The sequence below is a fragment of the Brevibacterium rongguiense genome (assembly GCF_009857845.1).
In the GTDB taxonomy this organism is placed as follows: domain Bacteria; phylum Actinomycetota; class Actinomycetes; order Actinomycetales; family Brevibacteriaceae; genus Brevibacterium; species Brevibacterium rongguiense.
On the sequence record NZ_WWEQ01000030.1, the window covers coordinates 1 to 19,335 of the forward strand.

Below are 19,335 nucleotides of genomic sequence, written 5' to 3' on the forward strand. Positions count from 1 at the left end.
CCGCGGCCCCGCTGCTCTCCGGCGCCGCCGAGTCCGCGCAGCCCACAGCGGCGGCCGGCGAGCCGAGCACGGCCGCCGGTGTGCACGCCGCGGCCCTCGCAGCCGCCGCGCACCGTCTCGCCGCTGTGCCCTACGCCGATTCCGCGCTCGTCACCGCCGTCCTGCGCACCCGCGGCGAGCTCAGGGGCTCGGGCTTCCTCGTCCCGCCGGTCGAGGAGACGTTCATCAAGGCCTCGACCTACGCCTCGAACAAGTGGCCGTGGCTGGCCGCCGAGCTGCCCGCCGGCCACGCGGTCGTGCGCATGAGCATCGGCCGCCACGGCGACGCGCACTGGCAGCGGCTGCCCGATGCGGAGCTCGCCGAGCGCGCGCTCGCCGACTGGATGGCCATCACGGGCCGCGCCGACACCGTCGTCCACACCGAGGTGCAGCGCTGGACGGCCGCGCTGCCCCAGTACGCCCCGGGCCACCTCGAGGCGGCAGCGGACCTCGATGCCGTGCTCGGCTCCGTCCCCGGGCTCGCCCTGGCCGGCTCCGCCCTGGACGGCGTGGGCATCCCCGCCTGCATCGCGCGGGCCCGCACGGCGGTCGGGCGCCTCCTGCGCCCCGCACGGTCCACCTCCCCGCACGTCGAACACCACCAACCGAAGGAGTGACACGCACATGAGCGGCTACTCGCAGCCCAGCGCCGAGCAGATCGAGAAGTACAACAAGGAGATCCGCTACATCGGCTACTCCGTCTTCGCCGCCGGCGGGGACATCGACGACGCCGACCGCGCCGCGCTCGCCGCGGAGGTCGTCGACGGCCTGGCCCGCCTCGAGAGCGATGGCCTCGTGGTCCGCGGCACCTACGATGTCTCCGCCCTGCGCGCGGACGCGGACATCATGTTCTGGTGGCACGCGCCCAGCGTCGAGGTCATCCAGCGGGCCTACTCGGTGGTGCGCCGCTCGCTGCTGGGCTCCATCCTCGAGCCGGTCTGGTCGGTCGTCGGCATGCACCGCCCCGCGGAGTTCAACAAGTCCCACCTGCCCGCCCTGCTCACCGACGCCGAGGCCGGGGACTACCTGTGCGTCTACCCGTTCGTGCGCTCCTACGACTGGTACCTCCTCGATCCCGAGGAGCGCTCCGCGATGCTGCGCGAGCACGGCCAGGCCGCCGCGGGCTACAAGGACATCAAGGCGAACACGATCTCCTCGTTCGCCCTGGGCGACTACGAGTTCCTCCTCGCATTCGAGGCCGAGCGGCTCGACCGCATCGTCGATCTCATGCGCGACCTGCGCAACACCCGCGCCCGGCTGCACGTGCGCGAGGAGATCCCCTTCTACACGGGCCCGCGCCGCAGCCTGGCCGACATCATCGCCGGCTGGCGCTGAGGCCGGGCGCGGCGCCCTCCGGGGCCTGCGGGCGGCTGACGAGGGTGACGAGGAAGACGCTGAGCTGCATGAGCAGGAACCAGCTGCCGAGCTTCGCGATCGACACCGGATGCCAGCCGCCCGCCTGGTCCGGGTAGGCCCACGCGCCGGCGGCCGTGCCGATGTTCTCCGCGAGCCAGATGAAGACGGCGACGAGAGCGAACGCGACGACGACCGGCATCCGGCCCGTGGTGCGCCGCACCCGGAAGGTCATGGTGCAGCGGCCGTAGGCGAGCACGACGGCCGCCACGAGGCACCAGCGGGCGTCCCAGATCCAGTGGTGGGCGAAGAAGTTGGCATAGGCCGCGGCCGCGAGCGCCCCCGCCAGCCACAGCGGCGGGAAGCGGGTGAAGCGCAGGTCGAACAGGCGCATCACCCGCATGAGGTAGGAGCCCACCGCGGCGTACATGAACCCGGTGAACAGGGGGACCGCGCCGATGTGGAGGACCCCGCCGGCCGCGTACTCCCAGGAGCCCGCGTGGGTCTTGAACACCTCCATGGCGGTGCCGGCGACGTGGAAGACGACGATGACGAGCGCCTCGCGGGCGGTCTCGAGGCGCAGGACGAGCATGCCCGCCTGGATGGCCAGCGCCGCGAGGGTGAGGGCGTCGTTGCGTGCCAGGCGTGCCCCAGCCGGGTACCACAGGGCGGCGGCCACAATGCAGGCGAGCATGAGCGCGCCGAACAGACACGCCCACGCCTGCTTGAGGACGAAGACGCAGAACTCGGTCCAGGGCCCCGAGCGCTGCCCGCGGGCCTCGAGCAGGCGGCGGACGGCGGTGTCGATCCGGTGCTCGGTCGCCGGGCTGTTGGGCCCGTGCGGGGCGGGCGCGCTCACCCGAGCTGGACCGGCAGAAGCCCCCGCCGGGTGCGGGCGGCGAGATCGTCCAGCGCCGCGGGCAGGCGCGGGAAGCGCCACGCGAAGCCGGAGGCGGCCAGCACCTCGGGTTCGACCCAGCGCGACTTGAGGACGAGCTCGGCCTCCGTGCGGATGATCCGCGCCCCGGCGCGCAGCGCCCACGCCGGCAGGGGCACACCGCCGCCGCGGCCGAGGGGCGTGCCGAATGCGCGGCGCACCTGCGCCATGAGCTCCGCGTTGCTCACCGGGTGCTCGGTTGCGACGTTCACGGCCCCGCTGACCCGGTCATCGGCGATGAGGTGGAGCACCGCGCGGGTGAAGTCGTCGACGTGGATCCACGAGAAGACCTGCGCGCCGTCGCCCTCGCGGCCGCCGAAGCCCATGCGCGCGAGGTTGACGATGGGCGCCAGCGCCCCGCCGTCGGGGCCCAGCACGATCGAGGTGCGCAGCGCGATCCGGCGGACGTCCACGGCCGCGTCGAAGAGCTCGCGCTCCCAGGCGCGGGCCACCGCCACGGAGAAGCCGGAGCCCAGCTGGCCGGCGGCTTCCGTCTGCGGCCGGTCGCGGGCATCGCGGTAGATCGTGCCCGTGGAGCTGTTGAGCCAGACCGGGGGCGGGGCGTCGCAGGCGGCGATGGCGTGTCCCAGGGCGGCCGTCGTCTCCGTGCGCGAGGAGAAGATCTCGTCGGCCGTGCGCTTCGTGTAGCGGCAGCTCACGGAGCGCCCGGCGAGGTTGAGCACGGCGTCCGAGGCCTCGAGGACCGCGCGGAGGCCCGCCGGGTCGTCCCAGCGGGCGTCCGCACCGGGTGCGCGGCCGATAGTGCGCACCGTCCAGCCCTGGGCGGCGGCGAACCGGGCGACGTGGCCGCCGATGAAACCGCTCGCACCCGCCAGGACGAGGCGCCCCGCGGGGGCCGTCACACCGCCGGGCCCGCCGGGCGGCGCATGGGCAGGTGCGGGATGCCGTCCTCGAGGAACTCGTCACCGGAGACGGCGAAGCCGAACTTCTCGTAGAAGCCGCGCAGGTGCGCCTGCCCGTTGAGGGTGAGCATCGTCTCCGGGCCGAACTGCTCGACCAGCGCGCCCACGAGCGCGGAGCCGATCCCGCCGGCGCGCACCTCGGGGTCGGCGACGACGCGGCCGATGCTGCGGCCCTCGGGGTGCCCGGCGGGGCCGTCGATGAGGCCCCGGGGCAGCAGCCGGGCGTAGCCGGCGGGCTTGAGCGACAGGCCCGTCTGCTCGCCGTGCGAGTCGCGGAAGGGCACGGGCCCGGTGCGCCCGAGGACACTGGCCGGCAGGATCGCGTGGAGCGTCTCCGGGTAGAGGTCCACGCCGTCGAGGTCGAGGAAGAGGCACTCCTGCTCGACGACGAAGACCTCCGAGCGCAGCTGCAGGAGGCCGTAGAGGTCCTCCGGGCTCAGCTGGGCGAACGGTGCGATCGTGACATCGGATGCGGCGAAGCGCCGCGGGCTCTCACTGCTCATGCCACCAGCATAGGCCCGCCCCGGCGGGCCCATGCGGCTCAGCCCTCGTCGAGCGTGAGGCTGATCGAGTTGATGCAGTAGCGGTCGTCGGTGGGCGTGTCATAGCCCTCGCCGTGGAAGACGTGCCCCAGGTGGGAGTCGCAGGCCGCGCAGCGCACCTCGACGCGCTCCATGCCCAGCGAGGAGTCCGTGATGTAGCGCACGGTGTCCTTGGCCAGGGGAGCGTAGAACGACGGCCAGCCGCAGTGCGAGCCGAACTTCTCCTGCGAGGTGAACAGCTTCGCCCCGCATGCCCGGCAGCGATAGGTGCCGGTGGTCATCGTGTCCGTGTACTCGCCGACGAACGGCCGCTCGGTGCCGCCCTCGCGCAGGACCGCGTACTCCTCGGGGGTGAGGATGTCGCGCCACTGCGCCTCGGTGCGGGCGCCGGTCGGCTCGGCTGGGCCGGCGGGAGTGTGCGGCTGGGTCATGGTGCCTCCTGTGCTGAGGGTGCTGGACGGGTGTGCGGGGCCTGCCCGCGGCGCGCGGCCGGTGAGCGGTGGCGGAGGTTGGATGCGCGGGCGGCCATACGGGGCAAACACGGGGCGGGCCCGGGTTGTTCCACACGGCCCGCCCAGGCGCCGCGGGTAGGATCGGTGCAGGCCGCAACGGTGAACGGGAGGTAGGGCAGATGGCCAAGGGCAGTGGGGGCTCGCGCAGGGGCCTGCGGTGGGCACTGGCGGGAATCGGCATCGGCGCCGGTCTCGGAGCGCTCGTCTCGGCAGCCTCCTCCGGGCTCGCCGTCTACTTCGCCCGGCGCATCGTCATCCCGGGCAACGCCCAGGACGACGTCGAGATCCTCCACGTCGACGGCTTCGACGAGGACCTGCGGATCCACCTCGCGGCCACCCCGGACACGCTCGTCAACGGCACGTACGGGCTCTACTTCGCCGGCGGCACCGGCCACGCCACGATCGGCGACATCATCGAATACGACCCGGCGTCCAACACCGTCTCGCGCGAGGTGCTCGCGGTCAACGCGGGCGATCTGCGCGCCGCCCGGCGCGGTCGCTGGACGGGCACCGCCTACCCGCACCCGGATGCCACGGGCCTGCCGCACCGGGAGATCGAGCTGACCTCCGACGCCGGGCGGCTGCCCGCCTGGGTGCTACCCACCACCTCGGCGACCCCGCGCAGCACGTGGGCGATCCTCATCCACGGCCGCGGCGGCTCGCGCGCCGAGGGCCTGCGGTCAGCCCCCGTGCTCGATGCCCTCGAGATGCCGGCGCTCGCCATCTCCTACCGCAACGACGCCGAGGTGCGGGCGGCCAAGGGCGCGCGCTACGGGCTCGGCGACACCGAATGGCTCGACGTCGATGCCGCGATCGACTACGCGCTCGCCCACGGTGCGCGCGACGTCGTGGTCTTCGGCTGGTCGATGGGCGGGGCGATCGCGTTCCAGGCCGCCTCGCGGGGGCGCAACCGCGCCGCGATCTCCGCCCTCGTCCTCGACGGGCCCGTGGTGGACTGGTATGACGTGCTCGACCACCAGGCCAAGCAGAACTTCCTGCCCACGCCCATCGCCCGGCTGACGCTCGACATGATCACCCGGCCCTGGGCACGCCCGGTCACGGGGCTCGAGACCCCGCTCGACCTCGACCGGATGGACTGGGTCCAGCGCGCCGCGGAGCTGGACAAGCCGGTCCTGCTCATCCACTCCGAGGACGATGAGTTCGTCCCCACGCGCGCGGCCCATGCGCTGGCGAAGGTGCGCAGCGACCTCGTGCGGATGCCGGCCTACCGCAAGGCGCGCCACACGAAGGAGTGGAACGTCGACCGGCGCCAGTGGAACGACGATGTCGCGCAGTTCCTCGACGCGAACGTCCCCGATCGCCGCGCCGACGTCTTCCGCACCGCTGGACTCGACTGACCCGGGCGCGCGGTCACGGCACCGCCGTGGTCGCATGGTCTGCTCGGGGGTGGCCCGCCCGGTGCCGCCGCCGCACCGCCGGGGTGGGCTGGCCTGCCCGGGGCGTGTCCGCGCTCAGCCCTCCGGGGCGTCCGGCGGTGCGTCCACCCGGTAGCGGCAGATGAGGGCGCCTTCGCCGGTGAGCACGCTGGCCGGGACGGCGCCGACGGGGGCGTCGAGGTGCGCCGCTCCCAGCAGTCCCGCGGGCGCGTGCCCGTCGGCCGCGGCACCGGCGAGCAGGGGCGCGATCGTCGCGCACAGCTCGTCGACGGCGCCCGCGCGGATCCAGGCGCCGAGCAGCGAGGGGCCGCCCTCGGTGAGTACTCGGACGAAGCCGCGCCGGCGCAGCTCGGCCAGCGCCTCGGCGGGGGCGAAGCCCGGGCGCAGCCGGGCAACGGCCTCGGACCCGGCCCAGGCCCGCAGGCGGGCCAGGACCTGCGGGTCATCCGCGGAGGTGAGGACGATGACGGGGGAGCTGCCGGCCGCGTCGAGCCGCTCGGTGTCGATGTCGCCCGAGGCGGTGACGAGGACGAGGGCGGGTACGGGCGCCTGCCCGCGCGCCGCGCGCTGCTCCCGGTGCGCCGGCTTGGGCGACAGGCGCGTGTAGCGCTCCGTCCGGGCCGTGCCCGCGCCGACGACCACGCAGTCGGCCAGCGAGCGCAGGACGGAGAACACGCGCTTGTCCGCGGGGGAGGAGATCGTGCCGGACCGGCCGTCGGCGCCCACGACCGCCCCGTCGAGGGAGAGGACCATATTGGCCTGCACGCGCATGCCCGGCGTGTGGCCGCTCAGGGGGCCTTCGTCGTAGAGCGCCACGAGCGCGGCCTCGCCGTCGGCGGGCGGGAGCGGGCCCGCGGCCGGCAGCAGGGCGGTGAGCGGGACGGGGGCCTGGGCTCCGCCCGCAGCACTCACTTCCCGATGTCCGCGGCCGAGCCCATGATGATGTGGGGCTTCGCGGCGGGGGTGAGCGTCTGCAGCAGGTACTTGAGGTCGTTCTTGGCCAGCGTCACGCAGCCGTGCGTGCCGGAGCCGTGGTCCACGTGGAGCCAGATCCCACTGCCCGGCTTGGGGCCCAGCGGCTGGGTGCCGTCGCGCGGGGGCGTGCCGGGCTTGCGGTTGAAGTCGATGGCGATGACGTAGTCGAACACGCCCGTGGCCTTGGCTCCGTACTGGGCCTCGGCGCCCGAGCGCATCGAGGCATCGCGCGTATAGGGCAGCTTCGTGCCGGGGTTCTTGTCGTAGCCGCCGGCGGCCGTGAGGCTGAAGACGCCGGCCGGGCTCGTCTGATCGCCCTCGCGCCGGTTCGCCTTCCAGCCGTTCTTGCCGTTGTGCCCGGCGAACGAGCGCTCCTTCTTCCAGGTGCCGTCCTGCAGCGTGTAGAGCGTCGTGCGGGCGGTGGTGCCCTTCTGCTGCTTGGTCGTGGCGACGAGGACCTGGGTGGTGCCGGCGGGCAGCTTCGCCATGTTCTTCTTGCCCACGCCGGGAATGGCCGTGGCCTGGGCGGTGCCGGAGGAGTCCTGCGAGGAACCGCTCATGGTCGACTGGCCGCTGTCCTTCGCGGCCGCGGTCGTGGGGTCCGCATGGGGCTTCGGCGCGGCTGCTGCCGGGGTGCGCAGCGTGGGCCCGGCGAAGTCGCTGGGCGAGGTGATCGCGGGCGCATCGAGTGCGTCGTCGCCGCTGGGCGCGGCCGAGGCGGGGGAGACGGCGCTGCCGACGAGTGCGGCGGTGAGCGCGGTGGCGCCGGCGATGCCCAGGGTGCGGGGTCGGTTCCGAGACGTCATGGGACTATGGTGGCACGAAACGTTGACGATTCCGTGAACGCCACTCGCGGTGCGGCTGTTTAGAATCGCCCCATGAGCTTTCCCCCTCCGTCAGAGGAGCCCGCACTCGGCCGCCGCCCCGAGGACGACGAGGCGGCGGACTCGCTGACCTCGCAGCTGTTCATCGGCGAGCGCGAGTCCGGCGGCTCCGCTCAGGCGCCGTCGTCCGCCGCGTCCCCCGAGGGGGCAGGCGCGGCCTCCGGTGCCGGCTTCGATTCGGCGGCCGGCGGGGCCGGCGGGACCGAAGACGCAGCGTTCGATCCCTTCGCAGCGGGACCCCGCGCGGGCGGGGCCGGTGGACAGCCGGCCGGAGCGCAGTGGTCGGGAGCGGAGCAGCCCGGAGCATCCGGCGCGGACCCCGGGGACGGCGAATCGACCCAGGTGATGAGCATGGAAGAGCTCTCACGCCTGGCGAAGGAGACCCACGACGACCGCCTCGACGGCCCGGCCGGAGGCTCGCACGCCGCCGGCGGGCCGCGCGCGACTCGGCGCGACGACGAGGCGGCGCGGGCACAGGCCGCGCCCTCCGTGTGGCCCGGTGCTCCGGGCGGTGCCGCCGCTGCCCCGCAGCCGGGGTCGCAGCCTGATTCGCAGTCGGGGTCGCAGCCGCAGCCGGGCTCCCAGCCCGCCGGCGCGTACCGGGTGGGCCCGCAGCCCGACTTCGGCCCCCCGCCCACCGGCTCGCTGCCGATCTTCGGCGCGCCGGGCGCACCGGGGGGCTACGGCTCCCAGGGCGGCTACGGTTCGCAGGATGCCTACGGTTCACAGGGCGCCTACGGCTCACAGGGCTCCTCGAGCGCCCCCGGTCCGTCGAGCGTCCAGGGCTCCTCGGCCTGGCAGGGCGGCTCCGGCGCCTCGAGCGGCTATGGCACTCCGGCCGCGGCCGGCGCGCAGGGCGGTTACGCGGGGCCGGGCGGTTACACGGGACAGGGTGGCTACGGCCAGGGCTACGGGTCCCAGCCGGCAGCCGGCTACGGGGCCCAGCCCGGTGGGCCCGGTGGTCCTGGCGCCCCCGGTCAGGGCGGCCCGGCGGGTCCCGGCGGGCAGGGGCCCCAGGGTCCGCAGAAGAAGCGGGGCGTTCCCGGTGCCGCGATCGCCGTGGTCATCGCGGCGTTCCTCGTGCTTGCAGGGGTCGCGGCCTACATCATCGTGGACTCGATGCACACCCGCGACGAGCAGACCGCCGCGCCCGCCCCGCCGCCGGCGGCGGGCTCGAGCGAGCCCGGGCTCGACTCAAGCGAGGACGGCGGCGGTGAGACGAGCACGAGCGCGGCGCCCGCGCAGGGCACGGACCCCAAGACGTTCACGACTCCGTCGAAGAACATCGCGTGCCGGATCGACTCCGAGCGCGCCTACTGCACGATCGGGGAGCACACCTACTCCCCGCCGCAGCGGCCGGAGAGCTGCGCGAATCCGAACTACGGCACCGTGCTCAGCGTGGACAAGAAGAACGCCGGGTTCACGTGCCAGAACCTGGCGGAGCTGTCCGGTGGCAAGGAGCTCAAGTACGGCTCGTCGATGAGCGCGCACGGCTACACGTGCGACTCGACGGAAACGGGCGTCATCTGCAAGTCCACGTCGACGGGCAAGGGGTTCCGCATCTCTCAGAAGAAGACCGGGACGCTCTGAGCCGGCCGGCACACGCGGCGCGTCGCCCTGCTGCCGCCGCCCGCCTTTGCCGCCTGACGCTCGCCGTGGCCCTCATGCTCGTCGGGCACGCCGCCGGCCATCCGAGCGCTCGGCCGGCGGCGCCCGCCCGGCCCGCACCTCGGGCGCGGTCTCACCATGCGGACCCTGTGGCCGCGCCCACACCGAGCCGGGCGTAGGGTGGTGGCCATGCTCACGCATCGACTTCTGCTTCACTGCCGCGGCGAGGCCTGATCCCAGACCGGATCCTCACCGCGGAGTGATCGCTGCCGGTCGCGCCGGACGAGCCGCGCCCCAGAAGGGCCCCGCCCGGACTCACCGCAAGGAAGGCAGAAGCCCATGAACGCCCAGCAGCCCACCCCCATGCCGTTTGGCAAGTACAAGTCGTTCTTCGACCGCATCCAGCTCGACATGCGCGATCGCACGTGGCCTGACAAGCGCCTGGAGAAGGCCCCGCGCTGGCTGTCCACTGACCTGCGCGACGGCAACCAGGCGCTCATCGACCCCATGACGCCGGAGCGCAAGCGGCGCATGTTCGACCTGCTCATCAAGCTGGGCTTCAAGGAGATCGAGGTGGGCTTCCCAGCGGCCAGCCAGCAGGACTTCGACTTCGTCCGCCAGATCATCGAGCAGGACGCGATCCCGGACGATGTGCGCATCTCCGTGCTCACCCAGGCCCGCGAGGACCTCATCGAGCGCACCGCGGAGTCCCTCGTGGGCTCGAACAAGGCGACGATCCACCTCTACAACGCCGCCGCCCCCGTCTTCCGCAAGGTGGTCTTCGGCTTCGACGGCGACGGGCGCGACCAGACCCGCGACATCGCGGTGCGCGGCACGCAGGCCGTCATGAAGCACGCGGAGTCGCTGCTGGGCGATGTGGACTTCGGCTACCAGTACTCGCCGGAGATCTTCGTCGACACGGAGCCGGACTTCGCGCTCGACATGGTCAGCAGCGTCCTCGACATGTGGCAGCCGAGCGCCGGGCGCGAGACCGTCGTCAACCTGCCCGCCACCGTCGAGCGCGGCACCCCCAACACGTACGCGGACCAGATCGAGTGGTTCGGCCGCAACATGCCCTACCGCGAGCACGTCGCGCTCTCGCTCCACCCGCACAACGACCGGGGCACCGGTGTGGCCGCCGCGGAGCTCGCCATGATGGCGGGCGCGGACCGCATCGAGGGCTGCCTGTTCGGAAACGGGGAGCGCACCGGCAACCTCGACCTCGTCACCGTGGCCCTCAACCTCTACACGCAGGGCGTGGACCCGCAGCTGGACTTCTCCGACATCGACGAGGTCATCCACACGGTCGAGTACTGCAACCAGATCGACGTCCACGAGCGCCACCCCTACGGCGGCGACCTCGTCTTCACCTCCTTCTCCGGCTCGCACCAGGACGCCATCAACAAGGCGTTCGCGGACCGCGAGGCGCGGGCCAAGGAGGCCGGCGTGCCCACCGACCTCATGGAGTGGGACATGCCCTACCTGCCGGTCGACCCGAAGGACCTGGGCCGGTCCTACGAGGCGGTCATCCGCGTGAACTCGCAGTCCGGCAAGGGCGGGGTGACCTACCTGCTCAAGAGCGAGTACGGCCTCGACATGCCCCGCCGCATGCAGGTGGAGTTCTCCAAGGTCGTCCAGAAGCACACCGAGGCCGGGGGAGAGGTCTCCGCGCCCGCGCTGTGGTCCTTCTTCTCCGACGAGTACCTGCCCAGCGACGAGCCCACGGATGCCTGGGGCCGCTTCCGCATCCTCGGGATGCGCACGGAGTCCCACAGCGGCGAGGGCGATGCCGGCAAGAACACCGAGCGCCTCGAGATCGACATGCGGGTGGACGGCCAGGAGCGCACGTTCGAGGGCCGCGGCACCGGCCCGGTGAACGCGCTGGTCAACATCCTCAACGAGAACTTCGACCTCGACATCCGCCTGCAGGACTACACCGAGCACGCGATCGGCTCCGGCGCGGACACGCAGGCCGCCGCCTACGTCGAGCTCGCCGTGGGCGACCGCGTCCTGTGGGGCGTGGGCATCAACCCCAACATCACCCGGGCCTCGCTCAAGGCGATCATCTCCGCCGTCAACCGGGCCCTGCGCGACCAGGCCTGAGCCGGCCGCCCCGCGGCGGGGCCCGGTGAACCCGGTCCGCCCCGCCCCCCGTCTGCCACCGCGCCCGAGGCGCGGGCCCAGCGATCCTGGGCCCGCACCTCGGGCGCGGTGCGTGTGCGCCCACAGCGAATCCGGGCCGCGGGCGGCCCGTGCCTGCGCGCCCGGGCGGGGGTGCGGTGAGACAATGGGGGCGTGAAGTTCTATCGGGATGAGGGCATGGTGCTCGGCGGTCACAAGCTGGGCGAGGCCGACCGCATCATCACCGTGCTCACCCGCAGCCACGGCGTCATCCGCGCGGTGGCCAAGGGGATCCGGCGCACGAAGAGCCGCTTCGGCTCGCGGCTCGAGCCCTTCATGCTCGTCGACATCCAGTGCCACGTGGGCCGCAGCCTCGACATCGTCACCCAGGTGGAGCTGCTCGAGCCGTTCGGGCGGGGCCTCGTGGGTGACTACGACGCCTACACCGCGGCGACCGTCATGACCGAGACCGCCCTGCGCGTGAGCGAGGCGGAGCCGGACACCCGCGGGCAGTACCTGCTGCTGGTGTCCGCGATCCGCTCCCTGTGCAAGGGCGAGCACCCCCCGCGGCTCTCGCTCGACGCCTACCTGCTGCGCGCCATGTCGAGCGCCGGATGGGCGCCCAGCCTCATCGACTGCGCCCAGTGCGGCGCCCCCGGTCCGCACCGCGCGTTCTCCTCCCCGCTCGGCGGGGCGCTGTGCCCCGCCTGCCGCCCGAACGGGGCCTTCCTGCCCGGTGAGGAAGCACTGCTGCACATGGCCGCGCTGCTGGCCGGTGACTGGCCCACCGCGGAGGCGTCCCCCGAGCATGCGAAGGCGCAGAGCGCGCGGCTGACCTCCAGCTACGTCCAGTGGCACCTGGAGCGCAAGGTGAAGTCCCTGGCCGTCCTCGAGCGCGCCTGAGCGCCGGCGCGCCGCCGGGGCGCACGTCCTGCCGTGGCTCAGCCTCCCGGCGCCCGTCCAGCCCGGACTGCGATACTGGCCGGGTGAGCCAACAGGACTATCCCGCCCCGCCGCCCCACCCCTCGGGGGCGCGGCCGCCGCGGATCCCCGCGAAGTTCGTCCCCCGCCACGTCGCCGTCGTCATGGACGGCAACGGCCGCTGGGCCAATGAGCGCGGGCTGCCGCGCACCGAGGGGCACAGGGCGGGCGAGGCTTCCCTCCTCGACGTCATCCACGGCGCCATCGAGATCGGGGTGGAGCACCTGTCCGCCTACGCGTTCTCCACGGAGAACTGGAAGCGCTCCCCGGAGGAGGTGCGCTTCCTCATGGGCTTCAACCGCGATGTCATCCGCCGCCGCCGCGACGAGCTCAACGCCCTGGGCGTGCGCATCGTCTGGGCGGGCCGGCCCGGGCGCCTGTGGCGCTCCGTCATCCGCGAACTCGAGGACGCGCAGGAGATGACGCGACACAACACGGGTCTGACCCTGCAGTTCTGCGTCAACTACGGGGGCCGCTCGGAGATCGTCGACGCGGTCAACGCGCTCACCGAGGACATCGCCGCCGGCCGCCTCAAGCCGGGCCGGGTGACGGAGAAGGCGCTCGCCGCCCGCCTCTACCAGCCCCAGGTGCCCGAGGTGGACCTCTTCCTGCGCTCCTCCGGCGAGCAGCGCACCTCGAACTTCCTTCTCTGGCAGTCCGCGTATGCGGAGATGGTCTTCCAGGACGTCCTGTGGCCCGACGTCGATCGCCGCACCCTGTGGGCGGCGATCGAGGAGTACGCGCGCCGCGACCGGCGCTTCGGCGGCGCGGTCGACGCGCCCGCCCAGGGGTAGGGGCGCGCCGACCGGCGCAGCCGGCGCGGCACTGCCTGCCAAGGGGCAGGTGCGCTGCGGCGGGGCGTCAGCGCCCGGCGCGAAGGCGCGCGGTCAGCGCAGCTCGATGCCGATGTCGCCCTCGGGGTAGGCCGAGCACGTGAGCACCTCCCCGGGCGCGATCTGCGCGGCCGGTTCGAGCGGATAGACCACCGAGCCGGCGAGCAGCCGCAGGGCGCACTCCCCGCACGAGCCGCCGCGACACGAATACGGCGCCGGCACGCCGGCCGTTTCGAGGGCATCGAGGATGAAGCCCTCGTCCCGGGTCCACGGGACCTCCCGCGGCGCGGCCGCGCCGCCGTCTCCCCGCGCGCCCGGGTCCTCCACCGCGATGCGCGCGTCCGACAGGTCCGGCGGCTGGCCGTCGAGGGCCAGGGGCGAGGCGAAGACCTCGGAGTGGATGCGCGCGGGATCGAGGCCGAACCGCTCGGCGGCCTCACGGCAGGCCGCGGTGAAGGAGGCGGGGCCGCAGATGACGATGTCGTCGAGGGGCAGATCCGCGCTCCACGCCGCGAGCACGGCCTCGAGGGCTGCGGGGTCCGGGCGGCCCCGGCCGGCGGTCGACCAGCGCTGCAGCGGCGCGCCCGCCTCCGCGGCCGCGTCGACCAGCGCGGCGCAGACCCGGCCCGGCTCCGTGCCGCGCTCGACGTGGAAGAAGGCGAGCGGGCCCGCGACCTCGTTCGCCGCCATGCCCCGCGCCAGCGCCAGGGCGGGGGTGATCCCGATCCCGGCGGTGAGCACGCCGGTGCGCCCCGGCAGCGTGCGCGCCGTGATGCGCCCGAACGGCCCGGAGACCAGCAGCCGGTCGCCGGCGGTCAGGTCGGCGAGCAGGTGGGAGACCGTGCCGTCGAGCCCGACGAGCAGCTCGAGCTCGTCCGGGCTGGTCTTGGGCCGCCCGGTGTCCGACGGGCCCGCAGTCACGCGGGTGAGCGTGTAGGTGCGCCACAGCGGCAGTCCGTCATGGACGAGGTGGACGCGCACGTGCATGCCCGGGGCGTACTGCTCGGCGGTGAAGCCCAGCGGATCGCGCAGCCGCAGGCGCACCGCGCTGCCGTCGAGCACCTCGGTGGCGGTGACCTCCATGGACCGCGGCCCCGTGAGCGGCTTTCGCAGCGCAGCCGGGAACCCCGGCGGCGGGATAGGGGAAAGCGGGCGGTCCTCGATGACGATCTCATCACCGGCCCGGATCTCTCCGGTCTCGAGCACCACGCCGTAGATTCCGCAGTGCAGGTGGCCCAGGTGGGCGGCCAGCAGCCGGGGCACGTTGACGTCGACGGCGGCGGAGACCGGATTGACGCGCGTCGCGGGGCACCGCTCGATCGTCGAGCGGATCCACATGCGCACCCCGCCGATCCGCAGGATGCGGCCCACGAGGTCGAACTCCTCGAAGGGCCCCAGCCCCTCGAGCAGCACGTTGCCGCGAAAGCGCAGGGGGTCCAGGGACTCGTCGCCGGCGGCCCGGCCGAGCACCGCGACGCTTGCGGGGTTGATGAGGGAGATGCCGGAGGCCTGGGAGTCGAACATGCCCTGATCGGCGACGATGAGCTCGCGCGGGTGCGCGCCCTGGGATTCGAGGCGCCCGGCGAGGAAGCGGGTGCCCGCCGTGACGCTGTCCGGCTCGTCGGTGCGAATGAGGGCCCGAGCGCCGTCCGGCGCGGTGAGCGAGATGTCGCTGGCCACGACGGACGGTTCGCCCGCGCGGCACCCCCCGGCACTTCCGTGCGTGTCGGGCCCGGCCTGCGGCGCGGCGGCCTCGCGCACGGCGCAGGCGATCTGCCACTGCTGGAGCGAGGTGTCGTTCTTCAGCACGGTGAAGTGGCCGCAGTCGTCCCACCGGCCCTGGGCGGCGGCGGCCACGCCGTTGCTCAGCGCCGCCGCGCGGTCGCCGTCGAATCCGGTGCCCACCCGCGCGGTGCAGGCATTCAGCGGCTGCGCTGGCAGCCCCTTGATGGGGAACCGGTAGAGAGCGAGGGCGCGGGGCATGGCATCAAGCCTAGCCCCGCGCCCCCGTCGGACGGCCGCGCTCAGCCCACGGCGAGCGCGGTGCCGGCCGCGCTCACTTCTTGAACGGCTTGCCGGCCTTCTTGCCGCCCTTGTGGAAGTCGCGCTTGAAGTCGCCGCCGTCGCGGTAGTCGCCCTCGCGGAAGCCCCCGTCGCGACCTCCGTCGCGCGCACCGCGGTAGCCGCTGTCGCGCTCGCCCTTGAACGAGCGGCCGCCGCCCTCGCGGCGGTCATCGCCGCGCTTCTTGAACGGGCGGCCCGGACGGCCGGAGTCCGGGCGCAGGTCGATGCGCCGGCCCTGGACCTTCGTGTGGGAGAGGCGGTCGAGCACGTCGCGGCTGAGGTCGCTGGGCAGGTCGACGAGCGTGTGGTTCGAGCGGATGTCGATGTGCCCGATCTGCGCCGAGGAAAGCCCGCCCTCGTTGGCGATCGCGCCGACGATGCCGCCGGGGTTGACGCGCTCGTTGCGCCCTACCGCCAGGCGGTAGGTCTGCATGCCCTCGCGCGAGCGCGGCGGACGGCCCCCGCGCTCACCCCGGTCGCCGCGGTCCCCACGGCCGCCCTCGCCGCGGGCGGGCTTGCCCTTGGGCTCGGGCAGGGGAGTGGCGCGCAGCGTGTCGCCGTCGAGCAGCAGGACCGCCAGGGCCGCCGCGATCTCCGAGGCGGGCACGTCGTGGGCCTGCTCGTAGGCCTCGATGACGGGGCGGACCTCCGAGAGGTCGAGCGTCGTCATCGCATCGGCGATGCGCTGGGTGAACTTCTCCGTGCGCGTGTTCGTCAGCTGCTCGACGGTGGGCAGCGTCAGCGGCTCCACCTTCTGCTTCGTGGCCCGCTCGATCGAGGCCAGCAGCCGCGACTCGCGCGGGGTCACGAAGAGGATCGCCTCGCCGGAGCGGCCCGCGCGGCCCGTGCGGCCGATCCGGTGGACGTAGGACTCCGTGTCGGTGGGGATGTCGTAGTTGACGACGAGCGAGATGCGCTCGACGTCGAGGCCGCGGGCGGCGACGTCCGTGGCGACGAGGATGTCGATCGAGCCGTCGCGCAGGGCCTCGACCGTGCGCTCGCGGGCCTGCTGCGGGATGTCGCCGTTGATGGCGGCCGCGGAGAAGCCGCGGGCGCGCAGCTTGTCGGCCAGCTCCTCGGTCTCCTGCTTGGTGCGCACGAACAGGATGATGCCGTCGTACTGCTCCACCTCGAGGATCCGGGTGAGCGCTTCGAGCTTGTGGGTGTGATTGACGGTGAGGAAGCGCTGGCGGATGTTCGCACCGGTGGCCGTCTTGCCCTTGACCCGCACCTCGGCGGGGTCGTTCAGGTACTTGCCGGTGATCCGGTGGATGGAGCTGGGCATCGTGGCGGAGAACAGGGCCACCTGGGCGGAATCGCCCACGGCGGAGAAGATCTCCTCGATGTCCTCGGCGAAGCCCATCTTGAGCATCTCGTCGGCCTCGTCGAGCACGAGGTGGCGCAGGCTGGCCAGCTTGAGCGAACCGCGCTTGAGGTGGTCGATGACGCGTCCGGGCGTGCCGACGACCACCTGGGCGCCGCGCTTGAGCCCGGCCAGCTGGGGGCCGTAGGACTGGCCGCCGTAGATGGGCAGCACGGAGAAGTCCGGCAGGTGCGCCGCGAAGCTCGTGAGCGCCTCGGCGACCTGGAGTGCGAGCTCGCGGGTGGGGGTGAGGATGAGGGCGAAGGGCCCGTTCTCCGCGCGCCCGTCGTGGGCGATGTCGGAGAGCAGCGGCAGCGCGAACGCCGCCGTCTTGCCCGTGCCCGTCTGCGCCAGGCCGATGACGTCGCGGCCCTCGAGCAGCAGCGGGATCGTCTGCTCCTGGATGGGCGAGGGCGTCTCGTAGCCCAGGTCCGTCACGGCGGCGGCGACGAGGGGGTCGAGGTGGAAGTCGGAGAACTGCGCGGGCTCGGGCTCCGCTGGCTGGGTCTGGGCCTGAGTGCTCTGGTCGGTCTCGTTGGGCTGGCTGTCGTTGGCGATGGTGTCCATCGTCGTCTCGCTTTCACGCGCCGCACACGGCGCTACGCACACGCTTGATCGCAGATGACTGAAGTGGCGATCGACCCTGAAGCGGCCAGTGTGCGAATCCCTGTGATGCACGGCAGCCGATGCCCCCGAGGTCCGCCGGCGCCGCCTGCGGGGGCAGGGGCTGGATGCGGCCGCGCCGCGCGCGGTGGAGGGGAGAAGGTTTGGGTGTTGGCTCCAGCCTATCCGACCCGGCCGCCCTGCGGGGCGCTGCGACGGGCCTCCGGCGCCGATCGTGACGGATCTGACAGACCTGGGCCAGCCTTCCCACCCCCCCCACTCCGCACCGGCGGCGCGGCGGGCGCGCGAACCGGCCCGCGCCTCGGATGCGGGCGGGGCGGGGCAGCGGCGCGGATGCGGGTGCGCGCATGGGATTCGGTAGGCTGGGGCGCGAAATCCTCGCGGGCGGCCGCGGGAGCGAGGCAGCACGCGGCTCGCCCCGCGCCGCCCCGCAGCACACCGACGCACAACCGCGCAGCGGCAGCCAGCCGCTGCACTCGAATAGGAGCGACACCCGTGGCATCAACCCTCGATTCCGTCATCACCCTGGCCAAGCGCCGCGGCTTCGTCTTCCAGGCCGGTGAGATCTACGGCGGCTCGCGCTCCGCCTGGGACTACGGACCGCTGGGCGTGGAGCTCAAGGAGAACATCAAGTCCCTGTGGTGGCAGAACTTCGTGCGCGGCCGCGAGGACATGGTGGGCCTCGACTCCTCGATCATCCTCCCGCGCCGGATCTGGGAGGCCTCCGGCCACGTCGAGACGTTCACCGATCCGCTCGTCGAGTGCCGCTCGTGCCACCACCGCGCGCGCCAGGACCACCTCATCGAGGCGTTCGAGGAGAAGAAGGGCCGCGCGCCGGAGAACGGCATGGCCGACATCGCCTGCCCCAACTGCGGGACGAAGGGCGAGTGGACGGAGCCGCAGCAGTTCTCCGGCCTCATGAAGACCTACCTGGGCGCCGTGGACAACGAGGAGGGGCTGCACTACCTGCGCCCCGAGACCGCGCAGGGCATCTTCGTGAACTTCAACAACGTCGTCACCGCCGGCCGGCGCAAGCCGCCGTTCGGCATCGGCCAGGTGGGCAAGGCGTTCCGCAACGAGATCACCCCCGGCAACTTCATCTTCCGCACCCGCGAGTTCGAGCAGATGGAGATCGAGTACTTCACCGCGCCGGACGAGGCGCCCACGTACTTCGACCAGTGGGTCGAGGCGTGCTGGGACTGGTTCACCGACCTGGGCATCAAGCCGGAGAACATGCGCCGGTTCGACGTGCCGGACGGCGACCGCGCCCACTACTCGGCCGCGACGATCGACATCGAGTACCGCTTCGGCTTCCAGGGCAGCGAGTGGGGCGAGCTCATGGGCATCGCCAACCGCACGGACTTCGACCTGTCGAACCACACGGATGCCTCGGGGTCGAAGCTGCAGTACTTCGACCAGGCCAGCGGCGAGCGCTACACGCCCTACGTCATCGAGCCCTCGTTCGGCCTCACCCGCTCCATGATGGCGTTCCTCGTCGACGCCTACACGGAGGACGAGGCGCCGAACACGAAGGGCGGCACGGACACCCGGATCCTGCTCAAGCTCGATCCGCGCATCGCGCCGGTCAAGGCCGCGGTGCTGCCGCTCAGCCGCAACGAGAGGCTCTCCCCGCAGGCCCGCGAACTCGCAGCGAACCTCCGCAAGCGCTGGAACGTCGACTTCGACGATGCCGGTGCGATCGGCCGCCGGTACCGCCGCCAGGACGAGATCGGCACGCCGTACTGCATCACGTTCGACTTCGACTCGCTCGACGACCACGCGGTCACAATCCGCAGGCGCGATGACATGAGCCAGGAGCGCGTGCCGCTGGATCAGGTGGAGTCCTACCTGGCCGCGGGCCTGCGCTGCTGAGCCTGCTGAGCGCCCGGCACCGCTGAGCGCGCGGTGCCGCTGGCCGTGAGGCGCCGCTGAGCGCTTAGCGCCGCTGGGGTACGAACGAGGGGCGCGGACCGCAGGGTCCGCGCCCCTCGTTCGCGTCCGGGCTCGGCCACCGGCCGGCTGTGCCGACCGGTGCAGCGCCGTCCGCTGGGCTGAGAGGGTGGCCGGCGGGCTCCGGCAGGCTGCGCAGCGCGACAGCGGCGCCGGCCCCGCGCTGGCGACCTGGCACGGCACAAGCGATCCTGGTCGGCACAGGCCGCCTGGCTCGGTAAAGGCCGCC

General features: G+C 73.1%; 16 protein-coding genes. 8 read left to right on the top strand and 8 right to left on the bottom strand.

Going from position 1 to position 19,335, the window contains the following annotated elements:
- Nucleotides 1-656: protoporphyrinogen/coproporphyrinogen oxidase (locus GSY69_RS08105; protein ID WP_407925017.1), on the top strand; the 656-nt coding region annotated here is incomplete at its 5' end.
- A 7-nt stretch (nt 657-663) separates the two neighbouring features.
- Nucleotides 664-1,374 (top strand): hydrogen peroxide-dependent heme synthase, encoded by a 711-nt coding sequence (hemQ, locus tag GSY69_RS08110; RefSeq protein ID WP_160953363.1) that lies wholly within the window; start codon nt 664-666, stop codon nt 1,372-1,374.
- Here the strand turns inward: hemQ and GSY69_RS08115 are convergent.
- From GSY69_RS08115 to msrB, 4 genes are read right to left on the bottom strand one after another with little or no spacing between them, the layout of a single operon-like run.
- Nucleotides 1,355-2,251, bottom strand: coding sequence for a DUF817 domain-containing protein (locus tag GSY69_RS08115; protein ID WP_160953364.1), 897 nt, complete (start codon nt 2,249-2,251; stop codon nt 1,355-1,357). The genes hemQ and GSY69_RS08115 overlap by 20 nt on opposite strands.
- Nucleotides 2,248-3,192 carry a TIGR01777 family oxidoreductase gene (locus GSY69_RS08120; RefSeq protein WP_160953365.1) on the bottom strand — a complete coding sequence of 315 codons (945 nt, stop codon included), beginning with the start codon at nt 3,190-3,192 and terminating at the stop codon, nt 2,248-2,250. The genes GSY69_RS08115 and GSY69_RS08120 overlap by 4 nt, the downstream gene beginning before the upstream one ends.
- Nucleotides 3,189-3,755: a GNAT family N-acetyltransferase gene (locus GSY69_RS08125; protein ID WP_160953366.1), complete on the bottom strand. Its 567-nt coding sequence runs from the start codon at nt 3,753-3,755 to the stop codon at nt 3,189-3,191. Before GSY69_RS08125 ends, GSY69_RS08120 begins: the two co-directional genes overlap by 4 nt.
- A gap of 38 nt (nt 3,756-3,793) precedes the next feature.
- On the bottom strand, nt 3,794-4,225 hold the full coding sequence (gene msrB, locus GSY69_RS08130) for a peptide-methionine (R)-S-oxide reductase MsrB (RefSeq protein ID WP_160953367.1): 432 nt from the start codon (nt 4,223-4,225) through the stop codon (nt 3,794-3,796).
- 200 nt (nt 4,226-4,425) lie between these two features.
- Here msrB and GSY69_RS08135 point away from each other — a divergent pair, with 200 nt between their 5' ends.
- Entirely contained in the window at nt 4,426-5,664 is a 1,239-nt protein-coding gene (locus GSY69_RS08135) for an alpha/beta hydrolase (protein ID WP_160953368.1), read from the top strand.
- Between the two features lie 114 nt (nt 5,665-5,778).
- Here GSY69_RS08135 and GSY69_RS08140 read toward each other — a convergent pair whose 3' ends face one another.
- Both GSY69_RS08140 and GSY69_RS08145 read right to left on the bottom strand, forming a co-directional pair.
- A complete protein-coding gene (locus tag GSY69_RS08140) occupies nt 5,779-6,615 on the bottom strand; it encodes a dihydrofolate reductase family protein (protein ID WP_160953369.1) in 837 nt (278 codons plus the stop codon).
- Nucleotides 6,612-7,484 carry a L,D-transpeptidase family protein gene (locus GSY69_RS08145; RefSeq protein WP_160953370.1) on the bottom strand — a complete coding sequence of 291 codons (873 nt, stop codon included), beginning with the start codon at nt 7,482-7,484 and terminating at the stop codon, nt 6,612-6,614. Before GSY69_RS08145 ends, GSY69_RS08140 begins: the two co-directional genes overlap by 4 nt.
- 72 nt (nt 7,485-7,556) lie before the next feature.
- Here GSY69_RS08145 and GSY69_RS08150 point away from each other — a divergent pair, with 72 nt between their 5' ends.
- The 4 genes from GSY69_RS08150 (at nt 7,557) to GSY69_RS08165 (ending at nt 13,066) form a co-directional block, all read left to right on the top strand.
- On the top strand, nt 7,557-9,152 hold the full coding sequence (locus GSY69_RS08150) for a hypothetical protein (protein WP_160953371.1): 1,596 nt from the start codon (nt 7,557-7,559) through the stop codon (nt 9,150-9,152).
- Nucleotides 9,153-9,509: 357 nt separating this feature from the next.
- A complete protein-coding gene (leuA, locus tag GSY69_RS08155) occupies nt 9,510-11,273 on the top strand; it encodes a 2-isopropylmalate synthase (protein ID WP_160953372.1) in 1,764 nt (587 codons plus the stop codon).
- A gap of 192 nt (nt 11,274-11,465) precedes the next feature.
- Nucleotides 11,466-12,194 carry a DNA repair protein RecO gene (recO, locus tag GSY69_RS08160; protein ID WP_160953373.1) on the top strand — a complete coding sequence of 243 codons (729 nt, stop codon included), beginning with the start codon at nt 11,466-11,468 and terminating at the stop codon, nt 12,192-12,194.
- Between the two features lie 83 nt (nt 12,195-12,277).
- The gene (locus GSY69_RS08165) at nt 12,278-13,066 is read left to right on the top strand and encodes an isoprenyl transferase (RefSeq protein ID WP_328698811.1); all 789 of its coding nucleotides are present in this window, start codon (nt 12,278-12,280) and stop codon (nt 13,064-13,066) included.
- 93 nt (nt 13,067-13,159) lie between these two features.
- Here the strand turns inward: GSY69_RS08165 and GSY69_RS08170 are convergent, their stop codons facing one another.
- A complete protein-coding gene (locus tag GSY69_RS08170) occupies nt 13,160-15,088 on the bottom strand; it encodes a 2Fe-2S iron-sulfur cluster-binding protein (RefSeq protein ID WP_160953374.1) in 1,929 nt (642 codons plus the stop codon).
- A gap of 73 nt (nt 15,089-15,161) precedes the next feature.
- Nucleotides 15,162-17,099 carry a DEAD/DEAH box helicase gene (locus GSY69_RS08175; protein ID WP_160953375.1) on the bottom strand — a complete coding sequence of 646 codons (1,938 nt, stop codon included), beginning with the start codon at nt 17,097-17,099 and terminating at the stop codon, nt 15,162-15,164.
- Between the two features lie 552 nt (nt 17,100-17,651).
- Between GSY69_RS08175 and GSY69_RS08180 the strand changes: the two genes are divergently transcribed.
- On the top strand, nt 17,652-19,028 hold the full coding sequence (locus tag GSY69_RS08180) for a glycine--tRNA ligase (protein ID WP_328698812.1): 1,377 nt from the start codon (nt 17,652-17,654) through the stop codon (nt 19,026-19,028).
- The last annotated feature ends 307 nt before the right edge of the window (nt 19,029-19,335 follow it).